We start from the raw sequence: 25458 nt of genomic DNA, 5'->3' as shown, positions 1-25458 counted from the left end.
CTCCTCGTTGGACGCCCACGGCGCGGCGGCCAACGATATTTCCTGTCCGACCCCGGCGCCAGCGGCCGGCCGAGCGTACTGGCACGAGGCGGGCCCGCATGCGTAGCTTGGCGCGAAGCTCGGACGCGGATCGCCGGACACGGCCCCGAAGGTCGGCCGAATGCCTGATGAATCGCCTCCGCGTCGAGCCTTTGACCCGTGGTGAGGAGTTGCTCGTGACCAAAGTGTCTGCCTGTCCGGAGTGTGGCGCGGAGCTGGGACCGTACGACCAGACGTGCCAGAAGTGTGGAAGGGCCCTCTCGTACGAAGCCGGCGAGGCGAACGTCGGCTGCGCCGTGTGCGGAGCCGACATCGGCGCGTACACGGAGACGTGTCCGGAGTGTGGCGAGACGGGCTACCCGGCGCTGCGGCCGCGAAAGGGCAGGAAGTTCAAGGGGTCGCCGGCGCTGGAGTCCAAGCGAGCCGAGCAGGAGTGATCCCGACGGACCCCATGGCTGGACGCGCCACCCTCGATCGCTTCGTCGTCGTACTCTACGAGCCCCAGGATCTCGTGAACATCGCGCTCGTCGTGAGGGCGATGAAGAACATGGGGCTCTCCCGCCTGCGTCTCGTATCCCCCGCCCTATTCGATGCCTATCGGATCACGGGCATCGCGCACGACACGCAAGAGATCGTCGACGCGATCACGCTGCACGACGATTTCGACGAGGCGGTGGGCGACTCGGTCCGCGTCGTGGCCATGACGGCCAGGCGAAGGGCGAGCCAGCAGAGCTGGAGCGAGCCCGCCGAGGCGGCGGAGCAGCTGGTGGAGAGGAGCGTCGAGGGGGACATCGCCCTCGTGTTCGGACGCGAGGACCGGGGTCTTCCGAACGAGATCCTCGACCGGTGCCACGAGGCCGTCTGCATCCCGACCAACCCGGAACACCCGAGCCTGAACCTCGCGCACGCGGCCATGATCCTGTTCTACGAGGTACGGCTCGCCGTGCGACGTTCCCACGGACTCGACGAGCGGGACCTCTCCGGAAAGCTGCGGGACCAGGCCCCGCCCGCCACGGCCGCCGAGATGGAGGAGTTCTTCGGAGTCTGGGAGCAGGCGATGAGCGCTCTCGGCATGTTCCGGGGGGTCGAGCCGACGACGAAGATGCGCAGCTATCGGAGGATCCTGAAGCGCTCCGATCCCGACCGACGCGAGCTCCGCCTGCTCGAGGCGACGGCCTGGCGCATCGTGCACTTCGCGACCCGGATCGAAGCGCGGATCCGCGACGAGATCGCGAAGGAGCAGAAGGCCCGGAATTCCGAGCGTAAGAAGGACGGGCAGTCGGTCGGAAGCTAGACCTCGGCCAGCTCCGTCTCCGCCTCTTCTCCCGCTGCCCGACGCGCCGCCGGCACGTAGTATCGCTCCGTGTAGTCCTTGAGCATCCGGCGCGCCGTGAACCGGGCGCCGCCCGTGCGGATCGCCTGCTTCATCGTGCGGACCCAGCCCCTCGGCACGCCGTCCGCGTCGCGAGCGTAGTACAGCGGCCGCACCTCCTCCTCGATCAGCCGATACAGCGCCTCGGCATCGGCCGCATCCGCCGCCGCCCAGTCCAGCGGGGTCTCACCATGCAGGTCCTCGCCGATGGCCCAGCCGTTCAGGCGTGTGAATCCCTCGGCCCACCAGCCGTCCAGCGTGGACAGGTGCGGAACCCCGTTGATGGCGGCCTTCTGGCCGCTCGTTCCGCTCGCTTCCATCGGCGGCCGCGGCGTGTTGAGCCACACATCCACCCCCGAAACCAGCTCGCGGGCGACGTTCATCTCGTAGTTCTCGACGAAGGCGATCCGGCCCGCGAATGCGGGATCGGACGCGGCCCGGTACACCTCCGCGAGGAGCTCCTGCCCCGGTGCATCCGCCGGGTGGGCCTTTCCGGCCATCACGATCTGGACCGGTCTCCACGGATCGAGGAGAAGGCTCCGGAGCCGCTCCACGTCGTGAAACAGGAGCGTGGCCCGCTTGTAGGTGGCGAATCGCCGGGCGAAGCCGATCGTCAGGGTCTTCGGGCCGAGAAGGGTCCCCGCCGCCACCACCTGGCTCGGGGAGGACTCCCCGTCGGTCCACCGCTCCCGGGCGCGCATCCGCAGCTCGGTGAACAGTCGGCCTCGGCACTCCTTGTGGGCCTGCCACACCAGGTGATCGGGCAGATCCAATGCCCGTTCCCACAGGGCCGGGTCATCCTGCTGAAGTTCCCAGTCGGGGCCCAGATAGCGGTCGTACAGCCGGCGAAACGGTGGCGCCACCCAGGAAGGCACGTGAATGCCATTCGTCACGTGACCGATCGGCACCTCGTCGTCGCTCTGGGCCCCGGGCCACATCGCCCGCCACATGCGACGCGCCACCTCACCATGCCGCTCGGCCACTCCGTTCCGGGAATCCGCCATGCGGATCGCCAGGGTCGACATGTGGAAGCGTCCGTCGTCGTGCGGATGGCGGCCGAGCGCGAAGAGCTCCTCCCGGGTGAGTCCCAGCCGGTCCAGGTAGTGCTTGAAGTAGCGGTCCATGCGGTCGAGGGCGAAGGCGTCGTGTCCGGCTGCCACGGGCGTATGCGTGGTGAACACGGTCGTTTCGGCGACCTTCTCGCGTGCCTCCTCCGAGGAGAGCCCCGACTCCACGTACTCCCGGAAGCGTTCGAGCGTCATGAAGGCGGCGTGTCCCTCGTTGGCGTGCCACACATCCGGATGGATGTCGAGGGCCCGGAGCACCCTGACGCCACCGATTCCGAGCACGATCTCCTGCCGGAGCCGCATCTCGTTGTCTCCCGAGTACAGCTGGTGGGAGAGCATCCGATCCTCGGGGTGGTTGGCGTCGATGTCGGTGTCCATCAGGTAGATGGACGAGCGCCCCACGAGCAGCTCCCAGAGCCCGAGGTGCACCGTTCGCCCGTCCAGGGTGACCGTGGCGTGCGTCCCCTCCTCGCCGTTCCCCCACACCTTCCGGATCGCCATCGAGTCCGGGTCGAACGGCTCCTCGATCGCCAGCTGCCGCCCCTCCTCGGTCATCCGCTGGCGGAAGTATCCCTTCTGGTAGAAGAGACCTACGCCGACGAGCGGGATTCCGAGGTCGCTGGCTTCCTTGAAGTGATCCCCGGCCAGGATCCCGAGGCCGCCCGAGTAGATCGGGATCGAGGCGTGCACCCCGAACTCGGCGCAGAAATAGGCAATCCCTCCCGAGGCCAGGTCGCCGTACGTCTCCCGGTACCAGCTTCGCCGCTGCTCCAGCACCGCATCGAACTCGGCGATGACGGCATCGTACTCGCGCAGGAACACCGGATCTCGCGCGACATCCGAGAGCCGATCGGGGTCGACCCGGCGCAACAGATCGACGGCGTTCTTGCCGGAGAGGGCCCACAGGGTGGGATCGAGACGCTGAAACAGACCCCGGGCGTCCTGATGCCACGTCCACCAGAGGTTGTTGGCGAGTTGATCCAGGCGCTCGATGCGCTTGGGAAGCGGTGTTTCGGGCGTGTCGCTCATTCACCTCTGGCTCTCGAACGGGTGCCGCCGGGCGCTCGGCACGAACGGCGCCGATGCGCGACCCGGCGGGGAGGCGATGCAGCGCCCCCGCGCCGGGTTCACGGATTCAGAAGTGACAATGCTAGATGCGTGCCGCGATCTTGTCGAGGAGCACCGAGTTGGTCTCGGTGCGTCGCATGATGCCCAGCACCTCGCTCATCGCGTCCACCTCGGACATGCCGCTGAGCTCCCGCCGCATGGCATGAGAGGCAGTCAGCGCCGCGTCGGAGAGCAGCAGCTCTTCGCGCCGCGTGGCGCTCGCGTTCAGATCGATCGCCGGGAAGATCCGGCGGTCGGCCAGCTCACGGCTCAACACGAGCTCGCTGTTCCCGGTGCCCTTGAACTCCTCGAAGATGACCTGGTCCATCCGGGAGCCCGTGTCCACCAGGGCGGTGGCGATGATCGTGAGCGACCCGCCTCCCTCGGCAGGGTCGATGTAGCGGGCGCTTCCGAGGAAACGCTTCGGCTTGTCGAGGGAACCGGCGTCGAGCCCGCCCGACAGGGTCCGGCCCGTGCCATCCTCCACCGTGTTGTACGCCCGGGCGAGACGGGTGATCGAGTCCAGGATGATCACGACGTCCTGCCCCATCTCGGCCCGGCGCCGCGCCCTCTCGAGGGTGATCTCGGCCACCTGGACGTGCCGGTCGGCCGGGTAGTCGAAGCTCGAGGCCACCACCTCGCCGTAGCCGCAGGCCTCCATCTCCGTCACCTCCTCCGGCCGTTCATCGACGAGCAGAATGAAGACCGCCGACTCCGGATAGTTCTTGACGATCCCCTCGGCGATCGCCTGGAGGACCATCGTCTTCCCGGCCTTGGACGGGGCGACGATCATGGCCCGCTGCCCCTTCCCGAGCGGGCAGAACAGGTCGATGATCCGGTTGGTCGGATCCGGCGACCCTCGACGCTCGAGCCCGCATTCGAGCCGGAGCTGCTCCTTCGGATGCTGGGCCGAGAGCCGCTTGAAGTCGCGCCGATGGCCCAGCTCCTCGACCGGTATGCCGTTCACCGAGAACACCTGCTTCAGCGGCGGGCTCTTCCCCTTGCCGGGCGGATTGCCCACCTCTCCGGCGATTTCATCGCCCGAGCGGAGCTTGTGCCTGTGGATCAGGCGCTGCCCGACGTAGATGTCATCATCGCTCGGCGTGTAACTGGTGTGCTTGCGCCGGATGAACCCCGACTTTCCGCCGAGGACTTCGAGCACCCCGAGGGTTCCTTCGTTCGTCAATGGATTTCCGTTCGTTGCTGATCGACCCGCGCAGCCAGGCCACGAGCCAGGGAAAATCGACCACACCGTCCGCCGCCCGACCATGAGGATCGAAACAGAAGCAGCATGGAGCTACCTGAGACCCGGCGGACCTGAGGGGGATCCCCGGCGGAGCCGCGGGTCGGCTCGGTCGGGCCCGCTCACGTGCGGAGCTCGACCTCGACCGAGGCCTGTATCATAGCACTCTGACCGGTGGAATCAACCTTCGGTCATCGGGCAACCTAGAAGAGCAGCCGGTACGTCAACCTCAGATCGATGCCTGGCAGGGGCGCGATGTCCTTGAGGAGCGACACGTGATTGCGCGCCTCTTCGTCGAGCAGGTTGGTTCCACGCAGCGTCAGCTCGTGCACCAGATTCCCGGAGAAGAAGGTGTAGCCGACGGATGCGTTGAGGAACGTGTACCCCGGCGTGGTCGTTTCGTAGGCCGCGACCCGCGTCTGCTCTTCGGTACGTCTCAGCTCGACTGACGCCTGCCAGCGGTCGATCTCCCACACGGCCCCTCCTCCCCATCGAAGCGGAGGGATGTAAGGAAGCGGCTGATCGGTCTCGGTCTGCTCGGCCCACACGTAGTCGCTGAAGCCCGTGAGCGCGAGGTGATTCCCGGGCCTGTGGAGAATCGACACCGTCAGGCTCACCTCGAAGCCGTAGAAGAACGCGTCCTCCTGCTGATACAGGGCGACCGGGAAGCCATCCTCGATCGAGTCCGTCGGCATGAGGAAAATGAAATCGTTGAAGTCGTTCACGTACCCGGAGAGCTGCCCGGTGACCGGCCCGTCGCCCACGATCAGGGCCGCGTCGAGGCTGTTTCCGCTCTCGTTGACCAGGTTCGGGTTCCCGACCTCGTACAGCCGGGTGGCGACGTGCGGCCCATCGGAGTAGAGCTCCTCGGCCGTCGGGAGCTTGGTGGAGTGGGATACCGAGACGGTGACCGTGGCGGCGTCCGATGCGGACCAGTTGACGCCCAGGGACCCGGAGAAGCCGTCGTCGTTCCGGCTCCGGCCGTCCACGACGTCGTGCCGGTTGCCCTCCCAGCGGGCGCCGACTCCGAAGCTCACCGCCCCGACCGGGACCTCCTCGTACAGGAACAGCGCCAGCGCATCGGTCTTCGTGTCGGGCAGGAACGCCTCCTCGCCCGTGGCTTCGACGTTCTCGTAGCCGTACTGGAGCCCCACGGTGCCGGTGACCGGGCCGAGATCCGCGTGCGTGGCCTCCAACCGACCCTCGACGGAATTGCGGTCGAACTGGGTTCCCACCATCTCGCCTTCGAGCTCCTGATGCCGGTAGTCCGAGTAGCCCGCCCGCAGCTTCGCCGACCGAACCAGGGCGCCGCCGAAGCTCCAGGCTCCCTCCAGGTCGTAGCGTACCTGCTCGAGATCGATCTCCACCCCGCCGTGCGCCTCCTCCGGCGCCCCCGGCTCCTCCTCGTGCTCGTGGCCCGGCACGCCGTACCTCGTTCCGTATCCGCTCACGGCGGCGCCGAGGTAGCCCGCCGAGCCGACCCAGGACCCGCCAACCGATCCGGTCTGCGTCGACAGGGCGCTGTTCTCCAGGTATCCGAGGTCCGGATGCTCTTCGTCCGGCTCCTGTGCACCGAGGGCCACCGCGGGACCGGGGATGTTGTAGTCGTCGGTATTTCGCAGCAGGCCGCTCGCATTCCAGGCGACGTTCCCGAACGACCCGTTCACGGAGCCCCCCCCGTTCAGCTCATCGCTCACGGTGGCGCCCTGCATCTGTACGAAGCCCGACACGGCATGCTCGGAGGTCTCACGGGGAATGCGCGTATCGATCATGTTGACCGCACCACCGATCGCGGAGCTCCCATAGAGCAGCGTCGAGGGACCCCGGATGATTTCGATCTGGCCGGCCAGCATGGGCTCCACGGCCACGGCGTGATCCGGCCCGCTGGCGGAAACGTCCCCGCTTCCGATCCCCGACTCCAGAATCCGGACCCGATCGCCCTGGAGTCCCCGGATTACCGGCCGGCTCGAGCCCGGGCCGTAATAGGTGGACGTGACGCCGGGCTGCTCGGCCAGCGTCTCCCCGAGCGAGCTTCGTCCCTTCTCCACCAGGTCGCGTCCGCCGAGCACGTCGGTGGCCTGATACAACTCGGTCTGAGTGCGGGCGCTCGGGCCCACGCTGGCGATGATCGGCTCGGCGTGGAAGACCGGCTCCAGCTCTACGTCGAGCGTCACTTCGGAGCCTGCCGCGAGCGTCACACGCTCCACGGCGCGGCCGAAGCGCGGACTGTACACCTCGATCACGTAGGATCCCGGGGGGACGGTAAGCTGGAATCGTCCGTCCTCATCCGTGTCCACGTGCCGACCGAGCCCCACGACCCGGACCTCGGCGCCGACCGCGGCGTCTCCCTTCGGAGTGGTGACCTGGCCCGAGAGGACCGACGCCGACTGCTGCGCCAGCGCCGGCCGTGCGAGCGAGGCGACGATCACCCCCACGAGGACGACCGCGATCCCGAGCCTGATCAGGCTCGTTCGTATTCTGTCGTTGATCATTCTGTCTCCAAACGAATTTCGTCAGGACGGGCGCGGCGAGTCGCAGCGGCTCGTCGGAAAGCAACGAAGAACGCTCAGAGAGGAGGAGCCCGGGCCCGGGTCGATCGGACGACCTTTCGGCCGTGGAAGGCGGGTGCGGCGGCCGACTCGGACAGGTTCGATTCGGGACAGGTGAAGACCGGTACCGGAACCTGCGGCGCCTCGGCGGAGGCTCCGGCGTGCGCGCATACGGCACAGGAGTACGCCTGCGTCTGACCGCCCTCGTGCGCGTGGGCGGCGCCGGCGATCGTTCCGGACAGGAAGATCCCGACGAAGAGCAGAGCGACCAGGCGACCGGCCGAGCGACCGCTCCGCCGACCCGCCCTCCGGCCTCGCGAATCCCTGCTTTGTGGCGAGGCGCCGTACCTTCCCGTAGTCTCCACAGCTTGTACCAGGACTCAAAGCTCCCGCGTGTATCGGATCTCGGACAGGATGAGTCCGCAGGGAAGATCCCGCAAACTTCGAGACGGACACGTGTTGAGAAGATACCGGAAGGCAGGCCGGAAGATCCGCGGAATCATCGGAAGGACCGAGTTCTTCGCCGGCGCGGCGGCTCCTACCCTGCTCTGCCTCGCCGCATCGTCGGCTGTGGCCCAGGTTCCCGCTTCCGCTCGGGAGTGCCCGGCTGCGCCGGAGATACTCGTCGAGCGTCGGCTTGCGGATCGCTTCTCCCTCGAAGTCGGAGACACGCTCGCCATGGCCGGCCCCCTGACCGAGGCACCCTGTTTGGCGACCCTCTCGGGCGTGTACGAGCCTGAGGCCGATCCATCGGAGCTGGCCCGCGAGCGCCCCAAGATCATCATGCACCTTCCCGACGTCGCGCTCCTCGCCGGTCGCGAAGACGAGGTGGACCGGTTTTCCGTGCGGCTCCGAACCGACCCGGTGAGTGGCGATTCGATCGGGACCATCGGCGACGCGGGGAGCGGACCTGGTTCCGCTGCCCTTCAACGTCGGCTCGAGTCGCTGCTGCCCGGCACCCGGGTGCTGGGAGCGAGCGAGGTGGCGGACCGGGCCTCCACCACCTTCGAAGTGGTGCGGCGCTTCCACCGGGCCATCGGACTGATCACCATCACGGCCGGTGGGGTCTTCCTCGCCTGCATCATGACGCTGAAGGTGCAGGAGCGCCGTACGCAGGTGGCGGCCTTGCGGCTGGTCGGCGTCTCCCGACGGACGCTCCTGGCGTGGTTGATGCTCGAAGCGGCGTTCGTCTCCGCCGCCGGAGGGGCGATGGGCGTCGGCATCGGCTACCTGGCCTCGACCGTCATCAATGCCTTCTATCAGCGGGCCTACCAGACCACGCTGTCCTTCTCGATCGTCACGCCCGAGACCGTTCGAACCGGCCTCGTGCTCGCCGTGGTGCTCGGACTGGTCGCAGGCGGCGTGGCGGCGCTGCGACTGCTCCAGGTCGATGCCCTCGAGGAGGTCGGCCGATGAGCCGCGCGGACCGATGATGATCCTTCGCTACTCCGCTCGGGAGCTGCTGCGTCACCCGGCCCGGTCCTTCCTGGCCGTGGCCGGCGTGGCCGTGGCCTGCGCGATGCTTCTCGACATGTTGATGCTCGGCGGGGGCCTCGATTCGAGCTTCCGCAACCTCCTCACGTCCGCCGGATACGAGCTCCGTGTCTCCCCCGGCGGCACGCTCCCGTTCGACACGGGGGCCACGTTCTCGGACGCGACGCGGGTTCGGGAGATCCTTGAGGCGGATGCTTCGGTCGAAGCGGTCTCCCCCGTGCTCGCCTCCAACCTGCTCCGCGCAGGGTCGGGTGAGGCGAGAGTCTTCGCCCTGGGCGTCGACCCCGGACAGCAGGGCATCTACCGCCTGATCGAGGGCTCGGACCTCGGCGATCTCCGTCCGTCGGCGCCCGGGGACAGGGTCGATCGGATCGTGATCGGCAGACAGCTCCGGGAGGAGGGACTCCAGACCGGAGACACGATCCTTCTGAGGGTTCCCGGGAGTTTCGCGGAAGCGGGTTCGAGGGCTCGCCGCTTCGTGGTCTCGGGGGTGGGCGAATTCCTGTATGCGTCGGCCGGAGAGCGACCGGCTGCGATGGATCTCGCCGCGCTCGGCGAGCTGGCCGACCGGCCCGACGAGGCCTCCCTCATGATGGTCGACGTAGAGGATACGGCCGATCCCGACTCGGTGGCGGAGGCTTTGAGCCGGACCTTTCCCGAACTGGAGATCGCCTCCGTCGGCCAGCTGGTCGACCGGGCCGCCCAGAGGCTCTCCTACTTCCGGCAGCTGGCGGCCATTCTCGGAACCGTGAGCCTGATCGTGACGACGCTGCTCATCGGCACGATCATGGCCATCTCGATCAACGATCGGTACGGCACGATCGCGGCGCTCCGGGCGATCGGGATCTCTCGCCGATCTCTCGTCTCGGCTTTCGCCGTCGAGAGCCTGCTGCTCTGCGTCGCGGCGGCGGCGGTCGGACTGTGGCTCGGGATCGGAGTCGCCGGCCAGCTGGAGAAGATTCTCTCCGACTTCCCGGGCCTGCCGTCGGCCATCCGTTTCTTCGTCCTGGAGCCGGGCCGGGTCGCCGCCGCGGGGGGAGGTATCCTTCTGGCCGGCGTCCTCGCGGCCCTCGTCCCGGCGTGGAGGGCGATGAACGCCCCGATCGCCACCACCTTGCACCGGGAGGAGCCGTGAGCGGAGGGAACGGCGGGCTCGTCGTCGCGAAGAACGTGAGGCGGGAATACCGGCTTCGGGGTGATGTGATCGAGGCCGTGCGGGGCATCTCGCTCGACGTGAGCCCCGGAGCGTTCCTGGCCGTCGTCGGACCGAGCGGCTCGGGCAAGTCCACGCTTCTCCACCTTCTCGGCGCCGTGGACACTCCGACCACCGGTACGGTGCACCTGGACGGCACCGACGTCTCCACCATGAGCGAGCCGGAGCGGGCTCGCTTCCGGCTGCTTCACGTGGGCCTGGTGTTCCAGAGGTTTCACCTGCTTCCGATGCTGACGGCGCTCGAGAACGTCGAGCTTCCGATGGCCGAGGCGGGCATGAGCAGGAGCGAACGCCGGGAGCGCGCCGCCGGGCTTCTCGAGCGGGTGGAGCTGGGTCACCGGCTCGAGCATCGGCCGGGAGAGATGTCGGGCGGTCAGAGACAGCGCGTCGCCGTGGCGCGCGCCCTCGCGAACCGCCCCGCCCTCTTGCTGGCCGATGAACCGACCGGCGAGCTGGACCGGGTCACATCCGCCGGCATGCTGGACCTGTTCCGGTCCCTCAACGAGGAAGGGACCGCCATCGTGGTGGCCACCCATGATCTGCAGTTCGCCGCCGGCGCTCACCAGGTGCTGACCCTGGTGGACGGAAGGATCCAGGAATGATCGGGAGGCTGGTGTGGCAGTCCCTGGCCCAGCGGCCGGGCCGCTCGCTCCTGCTCCTGATCGGATACGGGCTCGGGGTCGGAGTGACCGTCGCCCTGCTCTCGATCGGCGATGCCCTGGTGGAGCAGTCGCGCGACCGCGAACTGCTTGGAGGCGGCGACCTCATCGTCGTACCCGCCGGGATCGACCTGGAAACCCTGAAGACGGGCGGCGTGAGTTCTCTGTACTTCACCATCGATCAGGCCCGCTTCCTGTACAGGGGAGTGCTCTCCGGTCCGAGATTCGCCGAAGAGATCGAGGCGGCTTCACCGTGGATCGATGATGCGCTTCTCCAGCTGCATGTCGGCGACACGGTCGTCGCGATCTCGGCGAGGGGACAGATCCCCAGCCGGGCCTCCGCGCTGGGGGTCTCCCCGGCACTCCTGGCGGGAAGCTGGGAGGACAGCGAGGCGGATCGACGGTGGCTGGCGCCGTCGGACTCGGCCCGACTGGCGGAGATCGACGCGTTTCACCTTCCCGCAGGAGCGGCGGCTGACGACTCGACGTGGGCCGAGTGGCACTACTTCAACATCCTGGCCCCGGACCGGAGCTGGTGGCTGTATCTGACCTATCTGGTGGGCGGAGACGTTCCGGATGGCCGCTGGGGAGGGCAGCTTCTCGCCAACCTCGTCCGCACAGACGGCACCGAGAGGCGGTTCGAAGGCCGGATCGAGGCCGCGGACATCCGCTTCCATACCGACCGTCCCGACCTGGACCTCGGGGCGTCCCGGGTCCGCCTGACCTCCGGGGGACGATACGGGCTCCGCGCGGTGGTCCCGGCCGTAGACGGAAGGGGCGACTCGCTGACCCTCGAGCTCTCGCTGACGCCCGATCCGCACCGGTACCTCCCGCCGGTCGACGTCTCGCCGGGCGGCTTCGCCTCCGGATACGTCGTCCCGGCGCTGGGCGGCCTGGCGGAAGGACAGGTGTGCCTCGAGGCGAGGTGCACCTCGCTGGTCGATGCACCCGCGTATCACGATCACAACTGGGGCGTGTGGAGCGACGTGACCTGGGACTGGGGCGTGGCCCGAGCCGGCGACCTCTCCCTGATCTACGGCGGAGTGCGCCGATCCGGTGGCGCGATGGGCGGCCGGTTCCTGTTCGCCGTGGACAGCCTCGGTCTGAGGGGCGTGCTTCCGGTTCGCGACCTGGAGTACGCGTGGCAGGCCGGAGACGACTCGAGCGCACGGTCGGAAGCGCCGGCCGGCTTTCGTCTACGCGCCGACCGGGGAAGCGACACCGTAACGCTGGCGGTCGACGTCGATCACGTGCGGGTCACGCCGCGGGAAGCGGACGCGGCGAGGTTCTACCAGATGCGCGGTAGAACGGAGGTTCGAGGGAGACTGCTCGGGGAGGCCGTGTCGTCGACGGGCGCCGGCTTCTTCGAGACCTGGACGACCGGTTCCGAACGACTGACCCGGGCCATCGAGAGCCGGATGAACGAATCGGGCGCGGAGTTCGCAGTCGCATACCGCGACCTCGAGTCGGGAGAGGAGGTCCTCCTCGACCCGGACCTCGAGTTTCATGCGGCGAGCATGATGAAGGTGCCCGTGATGGCCCGGCTGTACCGCATGGCCGAGTCCGGTCAGTTGAGCCTCGACGGCCCCGTGCCGGTCCGGAACGACTTCACCAGCATCCTGGACGGGAGCGCGTATTCGCTCTCGCCGGAGGACGACAGTGACTCGACTCTGTACGAGCAGGTCGGGTCCGAGGTCACCGTGCGCGAGCTGGTGGACCGAATGATTACCCGTTCCTCGAATCTGGCCACGAACCTTCTCATCGAGATCGCCGAGCCCGACTCCATCGCCGTCCTCCTGGAGTCGGTCGGAGCGGACGGCATGCGAGTGCTGCGGGGAGTCGAAGACATCCCGGCGTATCGGGCCGGGCTGAACAACACGACGACGGCGCGGGGACTGCTCGAGCTTTACACGGCACTGGGTCGAGGGGAGCTCGCGGGCCCGGCGGCCACGGAAGCGATGATTGACATCCTGTCGGAGCAGGAATTCAACGATGCGATCCCGGCCGGTCTTCCGCCCGGGGTTCCCGTGGCGCACAAGACGGGGTGGATCACCGCCGTGGACCACGACGGCGGCATCGTGCTTCCCCCCGGAGGATCCCCCTACGTACTGGTCGTGCTCACGCGTGGCGTGGACGATGAGCGGGTGACCCGGCGGGCAGCGGCGGACGTGAGTCGGATCATCTGGGACCACCGGCAGGAGATCGCGGTCGACGACTGAGGCGGTCGCAGGCCGGCGACCCGGGGTTCGTCGGCGGCTCAGTCCACCACGAGCACCGCGCTTCCGTCGATCCGGTCCTCCTTCAGCCGGATCAGCGCTTCATTCGCCTGCTCGAGCGGGAACCGCGTCACCCGGGCGCGCACCGGCACGGCCGCCGCCTCCCTGAGCAGACCCCGACCGTCTTCCCGGGTGTTGGCTTCCACGCTCCGCAGGTTCTTCTCGTGGAACAGGTGCTTCTCGTAGTCGAGCGCCGGAACCACTGACATGTAGATGCCCGCCATCGCCACCGTTCCGCCCTTTCGGACCGCTTCGAGCGCCTCCGGCACGATCTCTCCCGCCGGCGCGAAGATGATCGCGCTGTCCACGGCCTCGGGCGGCTTTTCGCCTGCCTCGCCTACCCAGCACGCCCCCAGCTGCCGCGCGAGCTGCCGGTGACTGTCCCCGCGCGAGACCACGTAGACCTCATGACCCCGATGCAGCGCGATCTGGATGACCACGCTGGCCGAGGAGCCGAAACCGTACAGGGCGAGCTTCCCACCCGGGGGGACCGCGGCACGTTCCAGCGCCCGGTATCCGATGATCCCGGCGCACAGCAGGGGCGCCGCCTGGATTTCATCGTACCCTTCCGGGATCCGGTACGCGTAGGCCTCCGGAACCAGCGCCAGCTCCGCGTACCCTCCGTGCGCGTGGTAGCCGGTGTAGCGCGAGTCGGGACACAGGTTTTCGTTTCCTCCCTCGCAGTACTCGCATGTGCCGCAGGTACTCCTGAGCCAGGCGATTCCCACACGGTCCCCGACCGAGAAGCGGCTCGCATCCGGCCCGAGCGCGTCGACCTCGCCCACGATCTGGTGACCCGGGATGATGGGCAGGGTGTGCTCGGGCAGATCGCCCTCCACGACGTGCAGATCCGTGCGGCAGACACCGCACGCTCGTACTCGCACCCGGATCTCACCCGGACCCGGCTCCGGATCGGGTAAGTCGACCAGGCGCAGCGGCCGCTCCTCCACGGGAGCGATCTGCTCGAGGACCATGGCTCTCATCGCTCCGCCTCCAGCCAGAGTTGCGGTGGGCGAACAGCGCAGACTGGAAAGCTATGCCTCCGGGCGCCGGGATGGGAGCGACCCGCGAAGCGTGTCAGAAGATTCCGAACAGCAGCGATGCGGTGAGCACGTCCCGGGAGGCCACCGTGTACTCGGCGTTCACCCCGACTGGCCCGAGCGCCAGCGTCGCGCCCAGCTTCAGCGTCTCGCGGTTCGGGGTCTCCTGGGTGAACTCGACCTTCTGGAGCTCGACCGGCACATCGGCGGCGATGTCGGGCTCGAACTCGTAGGAGATGTCGAGGTTCGCGGTCTCGAGGGTGCCCGCCCCGTACAGCGTGAGCACCGAGAGCTTCTTGCTGGCGATCAGTGAGAACTGGGTGGAGTTCGCGTCCAGGTAGTCCCCGACCTGGAAGTGCTGGAAACCGAAGGCCACCGCCAGGTGGAGCGGGGGGGTGTTCCAGATCCACTGGTCGATCGAGTGCTTGATGGCCCCACCGACCATGGAGATCGATCCCACGTCATCGCTCGGGGTGAAGCTCGGGATGAAGCGAACGACGATCTCCGTCCCGAGAGGGATTCCGATCGCCCCCTGGACCGCCGCATACGGAGCGATCGGGATGTCGTAGCCTTCCGGAAACCGGATGTCGTAATCGGCCGGGTTTTCGCCGACGGCGATCAGGGAGTCCCGGAACTCTCCCTGCGGAGCGAGAACGATTCCCTGGCCCACGCCGGTGACGGTCGGCGAGACGAGGGACGACCCACCGGCCGGACCGTAGGGATCGAAGAACGTGCGCCCCTCGATCACGACGGAGTCCGGAAGTACGGGATTGAACGTGTCCAGGTCCGTCGGGACGAACGAGCCCATGACCCGAAACCCGATGTCGAAGCCGAGCACATCGTGCACGGCGGCGGTGTGGTAGAAGCCCGAGTTCAGCGCGGCCGCGAGTCCGGTCGAGAGCGGGCCGATGTACAGCTTCCCGTTCGCCTCGTTCAGGCTGCTGAGGGACTCGGACACGTCCTGGGCCTGCGCCCCGGTCGGCATCCCGAAGAGGCAGGCGATGGCCATGAGCCGAATGATCCTGTCCCGAAGGCGGCGAGGCTGTGCGTCCATCGACTCGATCCTGTCCGTTTTGCGGTTCTGGTCTGGAGATTCCCTTCGATCGTCTCGGACGAGAATCTTCGTCGGCCCGGAAGAGGAAGCAGGAGCCGCGCCAGCCGGCGCCCCGTGGCTAAGGAGGTTTCGGTCGAACCGATCGGTCCGTCCTATTGCATTGCCAGAGCGCCCGTTGCGCAGGTTCGCTGCGACCGCGAGGAATGGGAACCGGCCCCATGGAGGCCCGGGGCTGACCTGCCCTCCGACCGCACGGTCCTGCAATCGTTGCAGATCGCGGGGAACGATCCGCTCTGGCCGGCTCGCCTACCCTGGAGAGGCGGCGAGAACGGGTAGCGCTGCGCGGCCCGTCGCTCCGGCTGCGGCGCGGAGATCCGTCGGCACGCCGGTCAGGCGGGCCGGAACGAGGCTTCCCGGGTGGACCGGCGAGCCCGCGAGGCGGACTCGGAGATAGTCGCCCGTCAGACCGTTCGTCTCCGTCTCCACGGCGACCAGGGCGTGACCACCTGAACGAGCTTCGGCGTAGGCCGTGCCCTTCTCGACCCCGAGCTCCCGCAGCTCGCGGGAACGCTCGGCCGCCAGATGGGCCGGTACGGGGTTCGGAAGGCCGGCCGCGGGCGTGCCCTCGCGGGAGGAGTAGGGAAACACGTGCAGGTAGGTGTAGGGAAGCTCCTCGACCAGCGCCCGGGTCAGGGCATGGTCCGTGTCGCTCTCACCGGGAAACCCGGTGATGATGTCGGCGCCCAGGCCCAGGGGCTGCACGCGATCCGCGATCTCGAGGACCCGCCTCCGATATTGCTCCCGTGTGTGCCACCGTCGCATTCGCCGCAGCACCGCATCGCTGCCGCTCTGAAGCGGCAGGTGCAGGTGGGGCGCCAGCATGCCGCCGGAGGATTCGAGGAGCGCCAGAAGCTCCCCGTCGATCTCGGTGGCCTCGATCGAGCCGAGCCGGAACCGAACCCCGGGCACCCCCTCGAGCAGCTCGCGGCACAGCCGGGCGAGCGTATCCGGGGCCGGAAGGTCTCGTCCGTAATGACCGATGTGGATACCGGTCAGGACGATCTCGCCGTGCTTTCGCGACAGCAGGCGGGCCTCGTCGATCAGCTCGGCGGGCGGGCGCGAGCGGCTCACGCCGCGGGCGATCCGGGTGGCGCAAAACGAGCAGCGGCGATCGCACCCGTCCTGGATCTTCATCCACCCGCGGCTTCCGCGCCGGTTCGCCGCCAGCAGCACCCCACCGATCGGCTCTTCGTCGGCGTCCGCGAGGGCGGCCTCCGGCGCCACCTCCAGCGCGACCGAAACCGGGTCCTGGCCTTCGACCACGGCAGTCACTTCGCCCATGGCACGGTACTCCTCGGCTCGCAGGGCGGAGGAACAGCCGGCTACCACGATGCGGAGGTCCGGGTACCGACGATGCAGCCGCCGGATCATGCGGCGGGCCGAGCGATCGGCCTGATCGGTCACGGTACACGTGTTGAGAACGGCCGTCGTGGCCGAGTCCGGAACGTCACAGGTGACGGCGCCGCGGCTCTCCAGCTCCTGGCGCATGCGCTCCGTGTCGTACTGGTTCGCCTTGCAGCCGAACGTATGATACCAGACTGCTGCTCTCATCGGACTCCTCGTCGAGTAGCGGACGAAATGCGTCGCGAGGGCGTGTTGCGCAACTCGCCGGTTTCAACCATTCCTGTTTCATAGCCATCCAACCCTCCCGATGAATGCGAGCATCGCACTGGCCATGACCACCGGCGGCGACGACTCGGCCGCGAACCGCGACATCGACGACGTCCGCCTCGCGGCGGCCGGCGACGTGGCGGCCTTCGAGCGCCTGTATCGCAGGCACGTGGCGAGGGTGCACTCGCTCGCCGCCCGCATGCTCGACGACGAGCTGGCCGATGAAGTCACGCAGGACGTCTTCGTCCGCGTGTGGCGGAAGCTCGGGACGTTCCGGGGCGACTCGGCTTTCACGACGTGGCTTCACCGCGTCGCCGTCAACCTGGTTCTCGGACGCCGTAAGAAGCTCGGGATTCGACGCGAACGGCAGCACCCCGATTCGGAGGCGGTGATCGAGAAGGCGTCGGGCCCCGACCCGCGGCCAGCCATGGGCGCCGAGTTCGAGGCCGGCATGAAGCGTCTTCCAGACGGCGCCCGCGAGGTATTCGTTCTCCACGACATCGAGGGTTTCAAGCATCGTGAAATCGCAGAAATGCTCGGGGTCACCACAGGAACGACGAAGGCGCAGCTGCACCGGGCCCGCATGCTGCTGCGCGAGTACGTGAGCCTTTGAACCGGAGCCGGCGGGCGAGGTGTGAGGGCGGCGGAATCCGGCCCTTTCAACCTTCGGCCGTCTCCCGGGATCGAATCCTGTGCGGGAGAAACCGCACGCTGGAAGACTGAAACCGCGCAACGAGTGCGATCGAAGGACGATACGATGATCGACTGGACCGAAAAACTCTCGGAGTACCTGGACGACGAGCTCTCCGGGGAAGAGCGGGCGCAGCTCGACGCGGCCCTCGAGGGGGACGCGGAGCTTCGGCAGATCCTGGAAGGGCTTCGGGCGGTTCGCGACCGGGCCGCCTCGCTGCCGAGGCGCGAGCCCCGATCCGACCTGTGGCCCGGTGTCGAGGCACGCATACGGCAAGACCGGGTCGACGACGTCGTTCCGATCGCAGCGGGTCGAGAGCGGCGGCGATTCTCCTTCACCGTTCCTCAGCTCGCGGCGGCGGCAGCGGCGTTTCTGATCGTCGGAGGCGGGACGGCCTGGGTGGCGACGGGACTCCGGTACGGATCGTCTGAGACCGGAGCGCCTGTCACCGCGGTTCGGCCGGCAACCGGCCCCTCGCAGTCCGATGCGGCTCTCGCGGCGGCGGCGGACGCCACGGCCAGCAGCTCCTCATCGTTCTCGTACGAGGAAACGATCCGGGAGCTCGAGCAGAAGGTGGAAATCGGACGGGGCCAGCTGAGTCCCGAGACCGTGGAAGCGCTCGAGACCAGCCTGGCCACCATCGACCGGGCGATCGCTCGGGCCCGGGAAGCGCTCGAGGCGGACCCGGCGAACATCTACTTGAATCGGCACCTCGCCGAAGCGCGCACGCGGAAGCTGCAGATCCTGCAGCAAGCAGCGCTGCTGGCGATTTCGTGAGGCTCGGATAGCGGTTTGAACGATCGCGACGGTCACGTCGCGGGATTCTCATAGGGAAGAAGGGGAGGGATCCGATGATAGCGCACCTGACAGCCCTGATGCTGGCCGCCGCGGCTCCGGCGCAGCAGGCGGCGGACACCACCTTCGCGGTGCAAGCCGACGGCCGGCTGGAGATCACGCAGATCGAGGGCGTGATACGGATCTCGGCATGGGACCGGGCCGAGATGCGGGTCGTCGCGAGCTACGACGAGGAGGAAGGTCGTCTCGAGGTCCGACAGTCCGGCGGCGCGGTCCACGTGTCGGCCAAGGGAGAGTGGGGCGAGCCGGTGTACGCCGAGTTCGACATCACGGTCCCGAGACGCATGGCACTCGAGATGAGCGGTGCCGAGCTCGAGGTGAGCATCGACGGATCCGAGGGTGACGTCCAGGTCAGCACCGCCGAGGGCGACATTTCCCTCTCCGGCGGCTCGGGCAACGTCGCGCTGAACGCGGTGGACGGCACCGTGACCGTGAGCGGCGCTTCGGGCAAGATCGCGATCAATGCGGTCGACGGGGACATCTCCGTGACCCGGGCGAACGGCGCCGTCACGGCCACAGCCGTCGACGGCAGCGTCGTGTTGCAGGAGATCACCTCGGACAACATCAGCGTGAACGCGGTGGACGGCGACATCACCTATCGGGGCACGATTTCCGACGGAGGACGCTACGTGCTGTCCACGCACGATGGCGACCTCGACATCGTCATCCCGGACGGGTCGAACGCAAGAATCTCGATCGACACGTTCAGCGGTGACCTGGAGACCGACTTCCCGGTCCAGTTCGAAGGCGATTTCGGCAAGAAGCGGATCTCCTTCACCGTGGGAACCGGAAAGGCCCTGGTCGAGCTGTCCGCCTTCGACGGCACGATCTCACTGAAGAAGCCATAGAGGAGGTTCGATGATGAAGACGATGGGAGCGGTCGCACTGGCGGCCGCGGGGCTCATGAGCCTGACGGGATCGCTCGAGTCCCCGCTGGCGGGAGACCTCTTCGAGGCGACGCCGGGGGTGCAGCAGGCGCAGGACTGGGACTGGCAGGGATCCGTGGATCGGGGCGACGCGATCGAGATCAAGGGCGTCAACGGGGCCATCAAGGCAACGGGGGCCTCCGGATCCCAGGTCGTGGTCAACGCGGTCAAGAAGGGCAAGGATGACGATCCGGCCGACGTTCGGATCGAGGTCGTGGAGCATTCGGGTGGCGTGACGATCTGCGCCGTCTATCCGGACGCGGGCGGGAAGAAGAACGAGTGCGCCCCGGGTGACGGTGGTCGTCTGTCCAGCAAGGACAACGACGTGCAGGTGAACTTCACGGTTCAGGTTCCCGACGGTGTTCGTCTGGTGGCCACCACCGTCAACGGAGGCATCGAAGCCGGGGACCTTCAGGCCGACGCCTCTGCGACGACCGTGAATGGAGACATCAGGATTACCTCATCCGGAATCGTGAAGGCCCGCACGGTCAACGGGTCGATCCAGGCCTCGATGGGCCGCGCCGACTGGAACGGCACGCTCGACTTCAACACGGTGAACGGGAGCATCACGGTTCGGCTGCCGGACGACGTCAGCACCGACGTGTCCGCTTCGACGGTGAACGGGAGCCTGGATACGGACTTTCCGCTCACGGTCCAGGGCAAGTTCTCGATGAAGAACATGCGGGGAACGATCGGTGGTGGTGGCCGTGACCTGGAGATGGAAACGGTGAACGGCTCGATCCACCTGAAGCGGGGAGGCTGACCGCCCTCTCCCGTCAGGCCGGAGAAGATACTAGCGAAAGCGCCGCCTCAACCGGGCGGCGCTTCGCTTTCCAGGTCGCCGAGCAGGGCCAGCGTGTTGGATTCGATCCGCCGCAGCGCTTTCCGCAGCGTCTCCAGCTCCTGCTTGTCCAATCCCTCGTAGAGCCGGTCCCGCGTCCGCGCCGCCATCGGAGCGGTGCTCGCCACGACCTCGCGGGCTCTCGACGTCAGATGGATGCGGGTCTTCCGGCGGTCGTCCGGATCGGCCCGGCGAGCCACCAGCCCTCGTTGTTCCATTCCCGAGAGGATGCGGCTGATGTTCGGCCGATCGCGATAGGTCGCCTCGGCGAGCTCGGACTGGTACTGCCCGTCCCGCGCGACGAGCCTCGTCATGACGGTCCACATCTCCGGCGTGATCTCGGCATCCTCCTCCTGCATCAGCCTCAGGAAGAGCACGCGGAGGAGACGCGCCGTTCGCTGGATCAGCCAGGCGGGCGCGTCGTCCGACCGGGTCGTGCGGAGCAGGCCCTCACCGTCGGTCGCCCGCTGATGCTCGTGTTGATTGGTCATCCCGCAAGGTGCGGGCCGATAGTTGCGTGCGCAAGCATCTGTCCGTTGCCGACGCACCACATCATCCGGATGGAGAGGACTCGCGAAGATGGCGCGGAAATATGCAGGTCTTCGCTTGCTCCGAAGCGTCAGGACCCCGGAGGCGGTGGAGGCGGCCTGCCCTCACCGGGTCGGGCGGCCGCGGGAGCCGGCTTCCCCTTTTCCACCCACTCGGCCTGCACCGCCGCCATACGCTCGGGCGTGTCCGCGAGGCGGGGAACGTCCTGAATCACGTCGCCCCAGTCCTTCAGCAGCTTGCCGTACGCCGCCATGGCCGCCCGAGGCTTGCCGAGCAATTCGTACACGCGGCCCTTGAGGTAGAGGATGGTGTGGAACTCGATCGGATAGAGCCGGTCCGAGTCCTTCACGTACAGCCGGTCCGCGGCCTCGACGAGGTTGAGCGCGGTCTCTCCGCGGCCCAGGTCGAGGAGCGTCCATACGGAACTGTTGATCCGGGACACCCCGCTGGACGGGTCGAGCAGCCCGTCCACCCACAGGGCGCTCTCACGCCCGGAGGCCTCGATTTCCGGGAGCCCTTCGCGCACCCCGACGGCCTCCGCGCGGCCGTAGGCCGACGTCGCCCGGTCGAATCGGCCTTCCCAGGCCCAGGCGTCTCCGATCAGCAGTTCCGCCTCCGCTTCGACGACCGGGTTCTCGCTGGCCGTGTAGCTTCTCATCTCCTCGCGGGCCCCGGCCGGATCGTTGGCCCTCAGGTACGTGCGTGCGAGACGGTCCAGGAGGTCCGTGTTCGCGGGCTCGATCTCGAGCCCCCTGCGATAGGCGGTTCTGGCGCCTTCGAACTCTCCGGCCATCTCCATCAGCTGCCCCGCGCCCGCCTGCGCGGCCAGCGGGTCGTCCTCCAGGTTCATGTACTTCACGATCAGGCTGTCGGCGGCGGCCGTGTCCCCCTGCACGATGGCGATGCGCGCGAGCCGACCGACCGCGGGTGCCTCACCCGGAGCGATCTGGATGATCTCCTCGAGCGTTCTCCGCGCCTCCTCCTCTCGTCCGGGCATCATTTCGAGCATGTCGACGAGCCTGTAGCGCACGTCGAGGCTGTCGCTGTCGAGCCGATTCCATGCCGAGCGCACCCCGGCCTGGTATTCCCGCAGTTTGCCGAGGTCCCCGGTCAGCTCGAACGGCGACTTCTCGGGCGCCGCGGCCATCTGATACTCGGCGCCCTGAACGAGCCGGGACGCGAGTCGCTCCGCTACCGTATCGGCCAGCGCGAACACGTCCGACCCTCGGGCGCGTTCTGCGGCGATGATCGTCCCGTCCGTCAGGTCGATGAGCTGAGCGTCGAGAGCCATGTCCTCCGGCGAGCCGAGAATCGTGCCGTGCACCATCGTGCGCGCCCCCGAACGGGACGCGATGTCGATCGCGCGCTCCTGGGGAATCCGATCCGTCTCGGAATGGCCTTCCTGCCTGAGGAGCTCGAACAGACGCTGCGGGCTCACGACCCGGAGGGCCCCGGTCTGAGCGAGGTTCGTGGTCAGCATGTCCGACATCCCGGGGCCGAGCCAGTCGAGGCTGTCGATCCCGGTGCTGTTCACGAAGGGCAGCACGGCCACGGACCGCTCGCCGAGATCGGTCGTGGCCGCAGGAATTGCTGCCGTGCCCTGAGTTCCCGGATCCGTTCGGGCCGGGTCCACCGCCGCCGTGCTCAGGCGGAACGTGCCGACCGCGGCCAGGACCGCGAGGGTGAGCAGCAGTGAGGCCTCGGTCTTCTGCACCTGCTGCTTTCCGGGCTCACCATGATACCAGGCGATGATGAGGGCGGCTGGAAACCCGAGCACGATGAGCAGAACGGCCACGTCGAGCACGGTCCGGGACCAGCCGTAGTTGTCCACGAAGAAGCCGATGGCTTCCATGGCCGCCCAGGCGCCGCCCAGATACAGGAAGGCCGTCCTGAAGATGTGCTTTTCCCTCAGCCTTTCGAACCAGCTCATCGAACCTCGGTGCTTTGACGCCGACCCTGCCCCGGAGATGGGACGCCCCGGGGCCATCGACTATTCCTTCGACCCGTGGGCCGCCTGCGGGCCCCTCGGGAGATCGGTCTGTACACTATTTGACACACGAACGGCGCGATGGGATGACTCGTTGGCCGTGGCCACTGTGATCGATACACAATATACATTCGTGGGATCCACCGAACGGAGGCGTGATTGACGGACTCGGCGATCGACAGAGGCGAGGGCTCCGCGCAGCCGGAGTCGACGGCCACCGGGAGCGACCTCCAGATCGGACGCTCGCTGGGTTTGCGGACCACGCAGCTCGGTTCCGCTTTCGAGCGCGAGCGACACGCCCAGCTGTGGCACCGCACCCGGCTCGTCCTGGGCATCGGACTCGCCATCAACGCGCTGATGTGGCTGGTGACCCTGGTGGCCCCGGTCGCCGAACCCGTGACGACGTTCGGTGCGTGGGATTGGAAGAACTGGCTCGATCTCCTGTACCCGGCGTCCTTCGCCGCCGGTCTGGCCTGGATGTACCTGTTGCGGCCGGGCGTGCGCGGGCTGCAGCTGGTCGCTCTCGTGGTCATCGCCGCGAACGTGGTCGCCTCGTTGATCCAGGTCTCCCTCTCGCGCCCCGACCTGATTCCCGGCTTCGGGATCGCCCTCGCCCTATTCGTGCCCGCCGCCTTCATCCCCTGGCGGCTGAGCTACCAGGTGACGCTCGCTGCCATCACCTTCGTTGCGGCGATCACGGCTCCGGCCGTGAGTTATCTCCTGGTGCCCGCGCTTCAGGACTTCTGGACCGACGGGGCGGCCCGCACGTTCGGAGAGCAGCTGCTCATGAACGGGGTCGGCACGCTTCTGCTCGGCGCCACGTCGGTCTTCGTCACCCGGACCCTGTACGGGTTGCGGAAGACCGCTTTCCGGGCCAAGCGGCTCGGCAACTACGTGCTCCACAAGGAGCTGGGCGAGGGAGGGATGGGCCGGGTCTACGTGGCCGAGCACGCCCTCATGTGCCGCCCCAGCGCCGTCAAGGTGCTCAAGACGAGCGGCACGGCGGACAAGCTGGCTCTCGCCCGGTTCGAACGGGAAGTACGGCTCTCCTCCAGCCTTTCGCACCCGAACACGATCACCATCTTCGATTTCGGGCGCGCGGGCGAGGATACGTTCTACTACGCCATGGAGTATCTCGAGGGCATGGACCTCGAGCGCTTCGTGAAGCGCTTCGGGCCGATCCCGGCCAGCCGCACCGTGTTTCTTCTCCTCCAGGTCACGGGACCGCTGGCCGAAGCACACGAGCGGGGCATCGTGCACCGGGACCTCAAGCCCTCGAACATCTTCCTCACCATGCGCGGCGGGCTGTACGACTTCGTCAAGGTGCTGGACTTCGGACTGGCGAAGCGGATCCAGGGAGAGGACACTCCCTCGGAGCTGACGCAGACGGGCGTCGTGTTCGGCACGCCGCGATATCTCGCGCCGGAGACGGTATACGGAACCGCCGGCGTCGGCCCTCGCGCCGATATCTACGCGTTCGGCGCCGTCGCCTACTGGATGCTGACCGGACGTCCTCCGTTCGAGGCCGACACGGCCGTCGCCCTGATGATCGACCACGTGAAGACCGTGCCGCGGCGTCCCTCGGAGATCTGCGAGGTCCCCATTCCGGAGGAACTGGACGACGTGGTGATGAGGTGCCTCGAGAAGGACCCGGATGATCGCTTTCAGTCGATCGCGGAGCTCGAGGACGCGTTGCGGGCGGTTCCGGAACCCTTCCCGTGGACCCGCACGCGGGCCGCCAGGTGGTGGCAGCTGCACATGACGGACGACGAGGTGGTGCGCGACTGCTTCTGTCCGCCGGTCGAGGACCTGGTGTTCGACAGCGACGACTATTCGGAGCTGGAGATGGCGGGGGTGTAGAGTACGGCGCCCTGTCGGTGCCCGGACGGCCGACACCGAAGGCAGATGAGCCGAGCCCCGCCCCGGACGGATCCGGGAGCGGGGCTCAGTCAGATCCCCAGATCTCGATCAGTTGGAGTAGAAGCGCAACTCCAGATTCTTAAGGCCGTGGTTGTCGTAGTTCCAGAAGTAGTTCTCGAAGCAGCGATCGAACAAGTAGATGTCGTACGTGTCCGGCTTGCCGTCTTCTGATTTGGGACCCGGATCGATGCACGCGGCGAGTTCAGGATCGCCGATGTTGTTCCCATAACCATCATCGATGAAGTCATCAACGGTGATCGTCATGTAGAGTAGTGCATCGTGCACCGGCACGGCCTTGAACGCCGACTGCTTGCTCAGCGTAATGCCGTTGCTGCCGCACCAGATATCATCGGACCCGTCGAAACCAGTACCGGTCTCGTCCGCGCACGTCGTGATCGTCGCGGATCCACTACCAGCCTTCGCCCGCGCCCAAATCGCGTAGCGTGGGGTGCACGAGTCCGTGCTGTCCACCCCTTCACACGGATCGGGAATCCCGAACAAAGCACCATCGCTGTCCGTCGCGTTTGCGTCGATCACTCCAAAGCCGTCGGCATTGTCAACACGCCAAGCCTCACAACGGGGATCCTGGCTGTCGTTCAGCCCGTCGGTGCTGTTGCACAGGTAGATCTTGTTCACATCGGAGTTCTTCAGGTGGTTGTTCTTGCCACCGGGGCTCGTGACTTCACCGCCACCCTCGAGCATGACGAAGATCCGCCGGCCGTTGTTGTTGTCCATGTCGGCGGTCTTGCCCTGAGGAACGCCCAGGATGTTGAGCTTGTAGTCGAACTGCGTGGCCGGGTAGCCGTTTCCGAGCTTGTCCGGCTTGAAGGCCGCTGCCTGCTGCTCCGGCTCCGTCGGCTGGTCGTCGCACGCCGCGAGCGAGATCGCGACGACGGCGGCGAGGC

At 67.5% G+C, this 25458-nt stretch carries 20 protein-coding genes; 11 read left to right on the top strand and 9 right to left on the bottom strand.

Annotated elements, in window-relative coordinates:
- Positions 1–215 precede the first annotated feature (215 nt).
- Complete coding sequence (locus AC36XV_RS00215; protein WP_492201668.1) at positions 216–476, top strand: zinc-ribbon domain-containing protein; 261 nt, start codon at positions 216–218, stop codon at positions 474–476.
- Positions 473–1333, top strand: a complete 861-nt coding sequence (locus tag AC36XV_RS00210; RefSeq protein WP_492201667.1) for an RNA methyltransferase — start codon at positions 473–475, stop codon at positions 1331–1333. Before AC36XV_RS00215 ends, AC36XV_RS00210 begins: the two co-directional genes overlap by 4 nt.
- Here AC36XV_RS00210 and glgP read toward each other — a convergent pair.
- The 3 genes from glgP to AC36XV_RS00195 all read right to left on the bottom strand — a co-directional run bounded on the left by glgP (position 1330) and on the right by AC36XV_RS00195 (position 7320).
- Positions 1330–3507, bottom strand: coding sequence for an alpha-glucan family phosphorylase (gene glgP, locus AC36XV_RS00205; protein WP_492201666.1), 2178 nt, complete (start codon positions 3505–3507; stop codon positions 1330–1332). The genes AC36XV_RS00210 and glgP overlap by 4 nt on opposite strands.
- Positions 3508–3628: 121 nt before the next feature.
- The gene (gene rho, locus AC36XV_RS00200; RefSeq protein WP_492201665.1) at positions 3629–4771 is read right to left on the bottom strand and encodes a transcription termination factor Rho; all 1143 of its coding nucleotides are present in this window, start codon (positions 4769–4771) and stop codon (positions 3629–3631) included.
- 260 nt (positions 4772–5031) lie between these two features.
- Entirely contained in the window at positions 5032–7320 is a 2289-nt protein-coding gene (locus AC36XV_RS00195; RefSeq protein ID WP_492201664.1) for a TonB-dependent receptor, read from the bottom strand.
- Between the two features lie 513 nt (positions 7321–7833).
- Here AC36XV_RS00195 and AC36XV_RS00190 point away from each other — a divergent pair.
- Genes AC36XV_RS00190 through AC36XV_RS00175 form a run of 4 tightly spaced genes read left to right on the top strand, consistent with a single transcriptional unit; the run spans position 7834 to position 12962 of the window.
- A complete protein-coding gene (locus AC36XV_RS00190; protein ID WP_492201663.1) occupies positions 7834–8793 on the top strand; it encodes an ABC transporter permease in 960 nt (319 codons plus the stop codon).
- Between the two features lie 13 nt (positions 8794–8806).
- The gene (locus AC36XV_RS00185) at positions 8807–10006 is read left to right on the top strand and encodes an ABC transporter permease (RefSeq protein ID WP_492201662.1); all 1200 of its coding nucleotides are present in this window, start codon (positions 8807–8809) and stop codon (positions 10004–10006) included.
- Positions 10003–10686: an ABC transporter ATP-binding protein gene (locus AC36XV_RS00180; RefSeq protein WP_492201661.1), complete on the top strand. Its 684-nt coding sequence runs from the start codon at positions 10003–10005 to the stop codon at positions 10684–10686. Before AC36XV_RS00185 ends, AC36XV_RS00180 begins: the two co-directional genes overlap by 4 nt.
- Complete coding sequence (locus AC36XV_RS00175) at positions 10683–12962, top strand: serine hydrolase (RefSeq protein WP_492201660.1); 2280 nt, start codon at positions 10683–10685, stop codon at positions 12960–12962. The genes AC36XV_RS00180 and AC36XV_RS00175 overlap by 4 nt, the downstream gene beginning before the upstream one ends.
- Positions 12963–13000: 38 nt before the next feature.
- Here the strand turns inward: AC36XV_RS00175 and AC36XV_RS00170 are convergent, their stop codons facing one another.
- From AC36XV_RS00170 to AC36XV_RS00160, 3 genes are all read right to left on the bottom strand, one after another.
- Entirely contained in the window at positions 13001–14002 is a 1002-nt protein-coding gene (locus AC36XV_RS00170; RefSeq protein ID WP_492201659.1) for a zinc-dependent alcohol dehydrogenase family protein, read from the bottom strand.
- 94 nt (positions 14003–14096) lie between these two features.
- Positions 14097–15113, bottom strand: coding sequence for a DUF6588 family protein (locus tag AC36XV_RS00165; protein WP_492201658.1), 1017 nt, complete (start codon positions 15111–15113; stop codon positions 14097–14099).
- A gap of 306 nt (positions 15114–15419) precedes the next feature.
- Positions 15420–16724: a MiaB/RimO family radical SAM methylthiotransferase gene (locus AC36XV_RS00160; protein WP_492201657.1), complete on the bottom strand. Its 1305-nt coding sequence runs from the start codon at positions 16722–16724 to the stop codon at positions 15420–15422.
- Positions 16725–16824: 100 nt separating this feature from the next.
- Between AC36XV_RS00160 and AC36XV_RS00155 the strand changes: the two genes are divergently transcribed.
- From AC36XV_RS00155 to AC36XV_RS00140, 4 genes are all read left to right on the top strand, one after another.
- Positions 16825–17397 carry an RNA polymerase sigma factor gene (locus AC36XV_RS00155; protein ID WP_492201656.1) on the top strand — a complete coding sequence of 191 codons (573 nt, stop codon included), beginning with the start codon at positions 16825–16827 and terminating at the stop codon, positions 17395–17397.
- A 144-nt stretch (positions 17398–17541) separates the two neighbouring features.
- Positions 17542–18252 carry an anti-sigma factor family protein gene (locus AC36XV_RS00150; protein ID WP_492201655.1) on the top strand — a complete coding sequence of 237 codons (711 nt, stop codon included), beginning with the start codon at positions 17542–17544 and terminating at the stop codon, positions 18250–18252.
- 74 nt (positions 18253–18326) lie between these two features.
- Positions 18327–19178: a DUF4097 family beta strand repeat-containing protein gene (locus AC36XV_RS00145; RefSeq protein ID WP_492201654.1), complete on the top strand. Its 852-nt coding sequence runs from the start codon at positions 18327–18329 to the stop codon at positions 19176–19178.
- A 10-nt stretch (positions 19179–19188) separates the two neighbouring features.
- Positions 19189–20019, top strand: coding sequence for a DUF4097 family beta strand repeat-containing protein (locus tag AC36XV_RS00140; protein WP_492201653.1), 831 nt, complete (start codon positions 19189–19191; stop codon positions 20017–20019).
- A gap of 47 nt (positions 20020–20066) precedes the next feature.
- On the opposite strand, the gene AC36XV_RS00135 is transcribed toward AC36XV_RS00140, so the two are convergent.
- Both AC36XV_RS00135 and AC36XV_RS00130 read right to left on the bottom strand, forming a co-directional pair.
- Positions 20067–20588, bottom strand: a complete 522-nt coding sequence (locus AC36XV_RS00135; protein ID WP_492201652.1) for a MarR family winged helix-turn-helix transcriptional regulator — start codon at positions 20586–20588, stop codon at positions 20067–20069.
- A 128-nt stretch (positions 20589–20716) separates the two neighbouring features.
- Positions 20717–22576, bottom strand: coding sequence for a FlgO family outer membrane protein (locus tag AC36XV_RS00130; protein WP_492201651.1), 1860 nt, complete (start codon positions 22574–22576; stop codon positions 20717–20719).
- A 216-nt stretch (positions 22577–22792) separates the two neighbouring features.
- On the opposite strand from AC36XV_RS00130, the gene AC36XV_RS00125 reads away from it, so the two are divergent.
- The gene (locus AC36XV_RS00125; protein WP_492201650.1) at positions 22793–24493 is read left to right on the top strand and encodes a serine/threonine-protein kinase; all 1701 of its coding nucleotides are present in this window, start codon (positions 22793–22795) and stop codon (positions 24491–24493) included.
- Positions 24494–24601: 108 nt separating this feature from the next.
- On the opposite strand, the gene AC36XV_RS00120 is transcribed toward AC36XV_RS00125, so the two are convergent.
- Positions 24602–25458 (bottom strand): hypothetical protein (locus AC36XV_RS00120; protein ID WP_492201649.1); only part of this gene is annotated, 857 nt, incomplete at its 5' end.

The organism is Candidatus Benthicola sp. (assembly GCF_058719085.1).
Note: the sequence above shows the minus strand (reverse complement) of the source record. Positions and strands in the feature narration are given on the sequence as shown.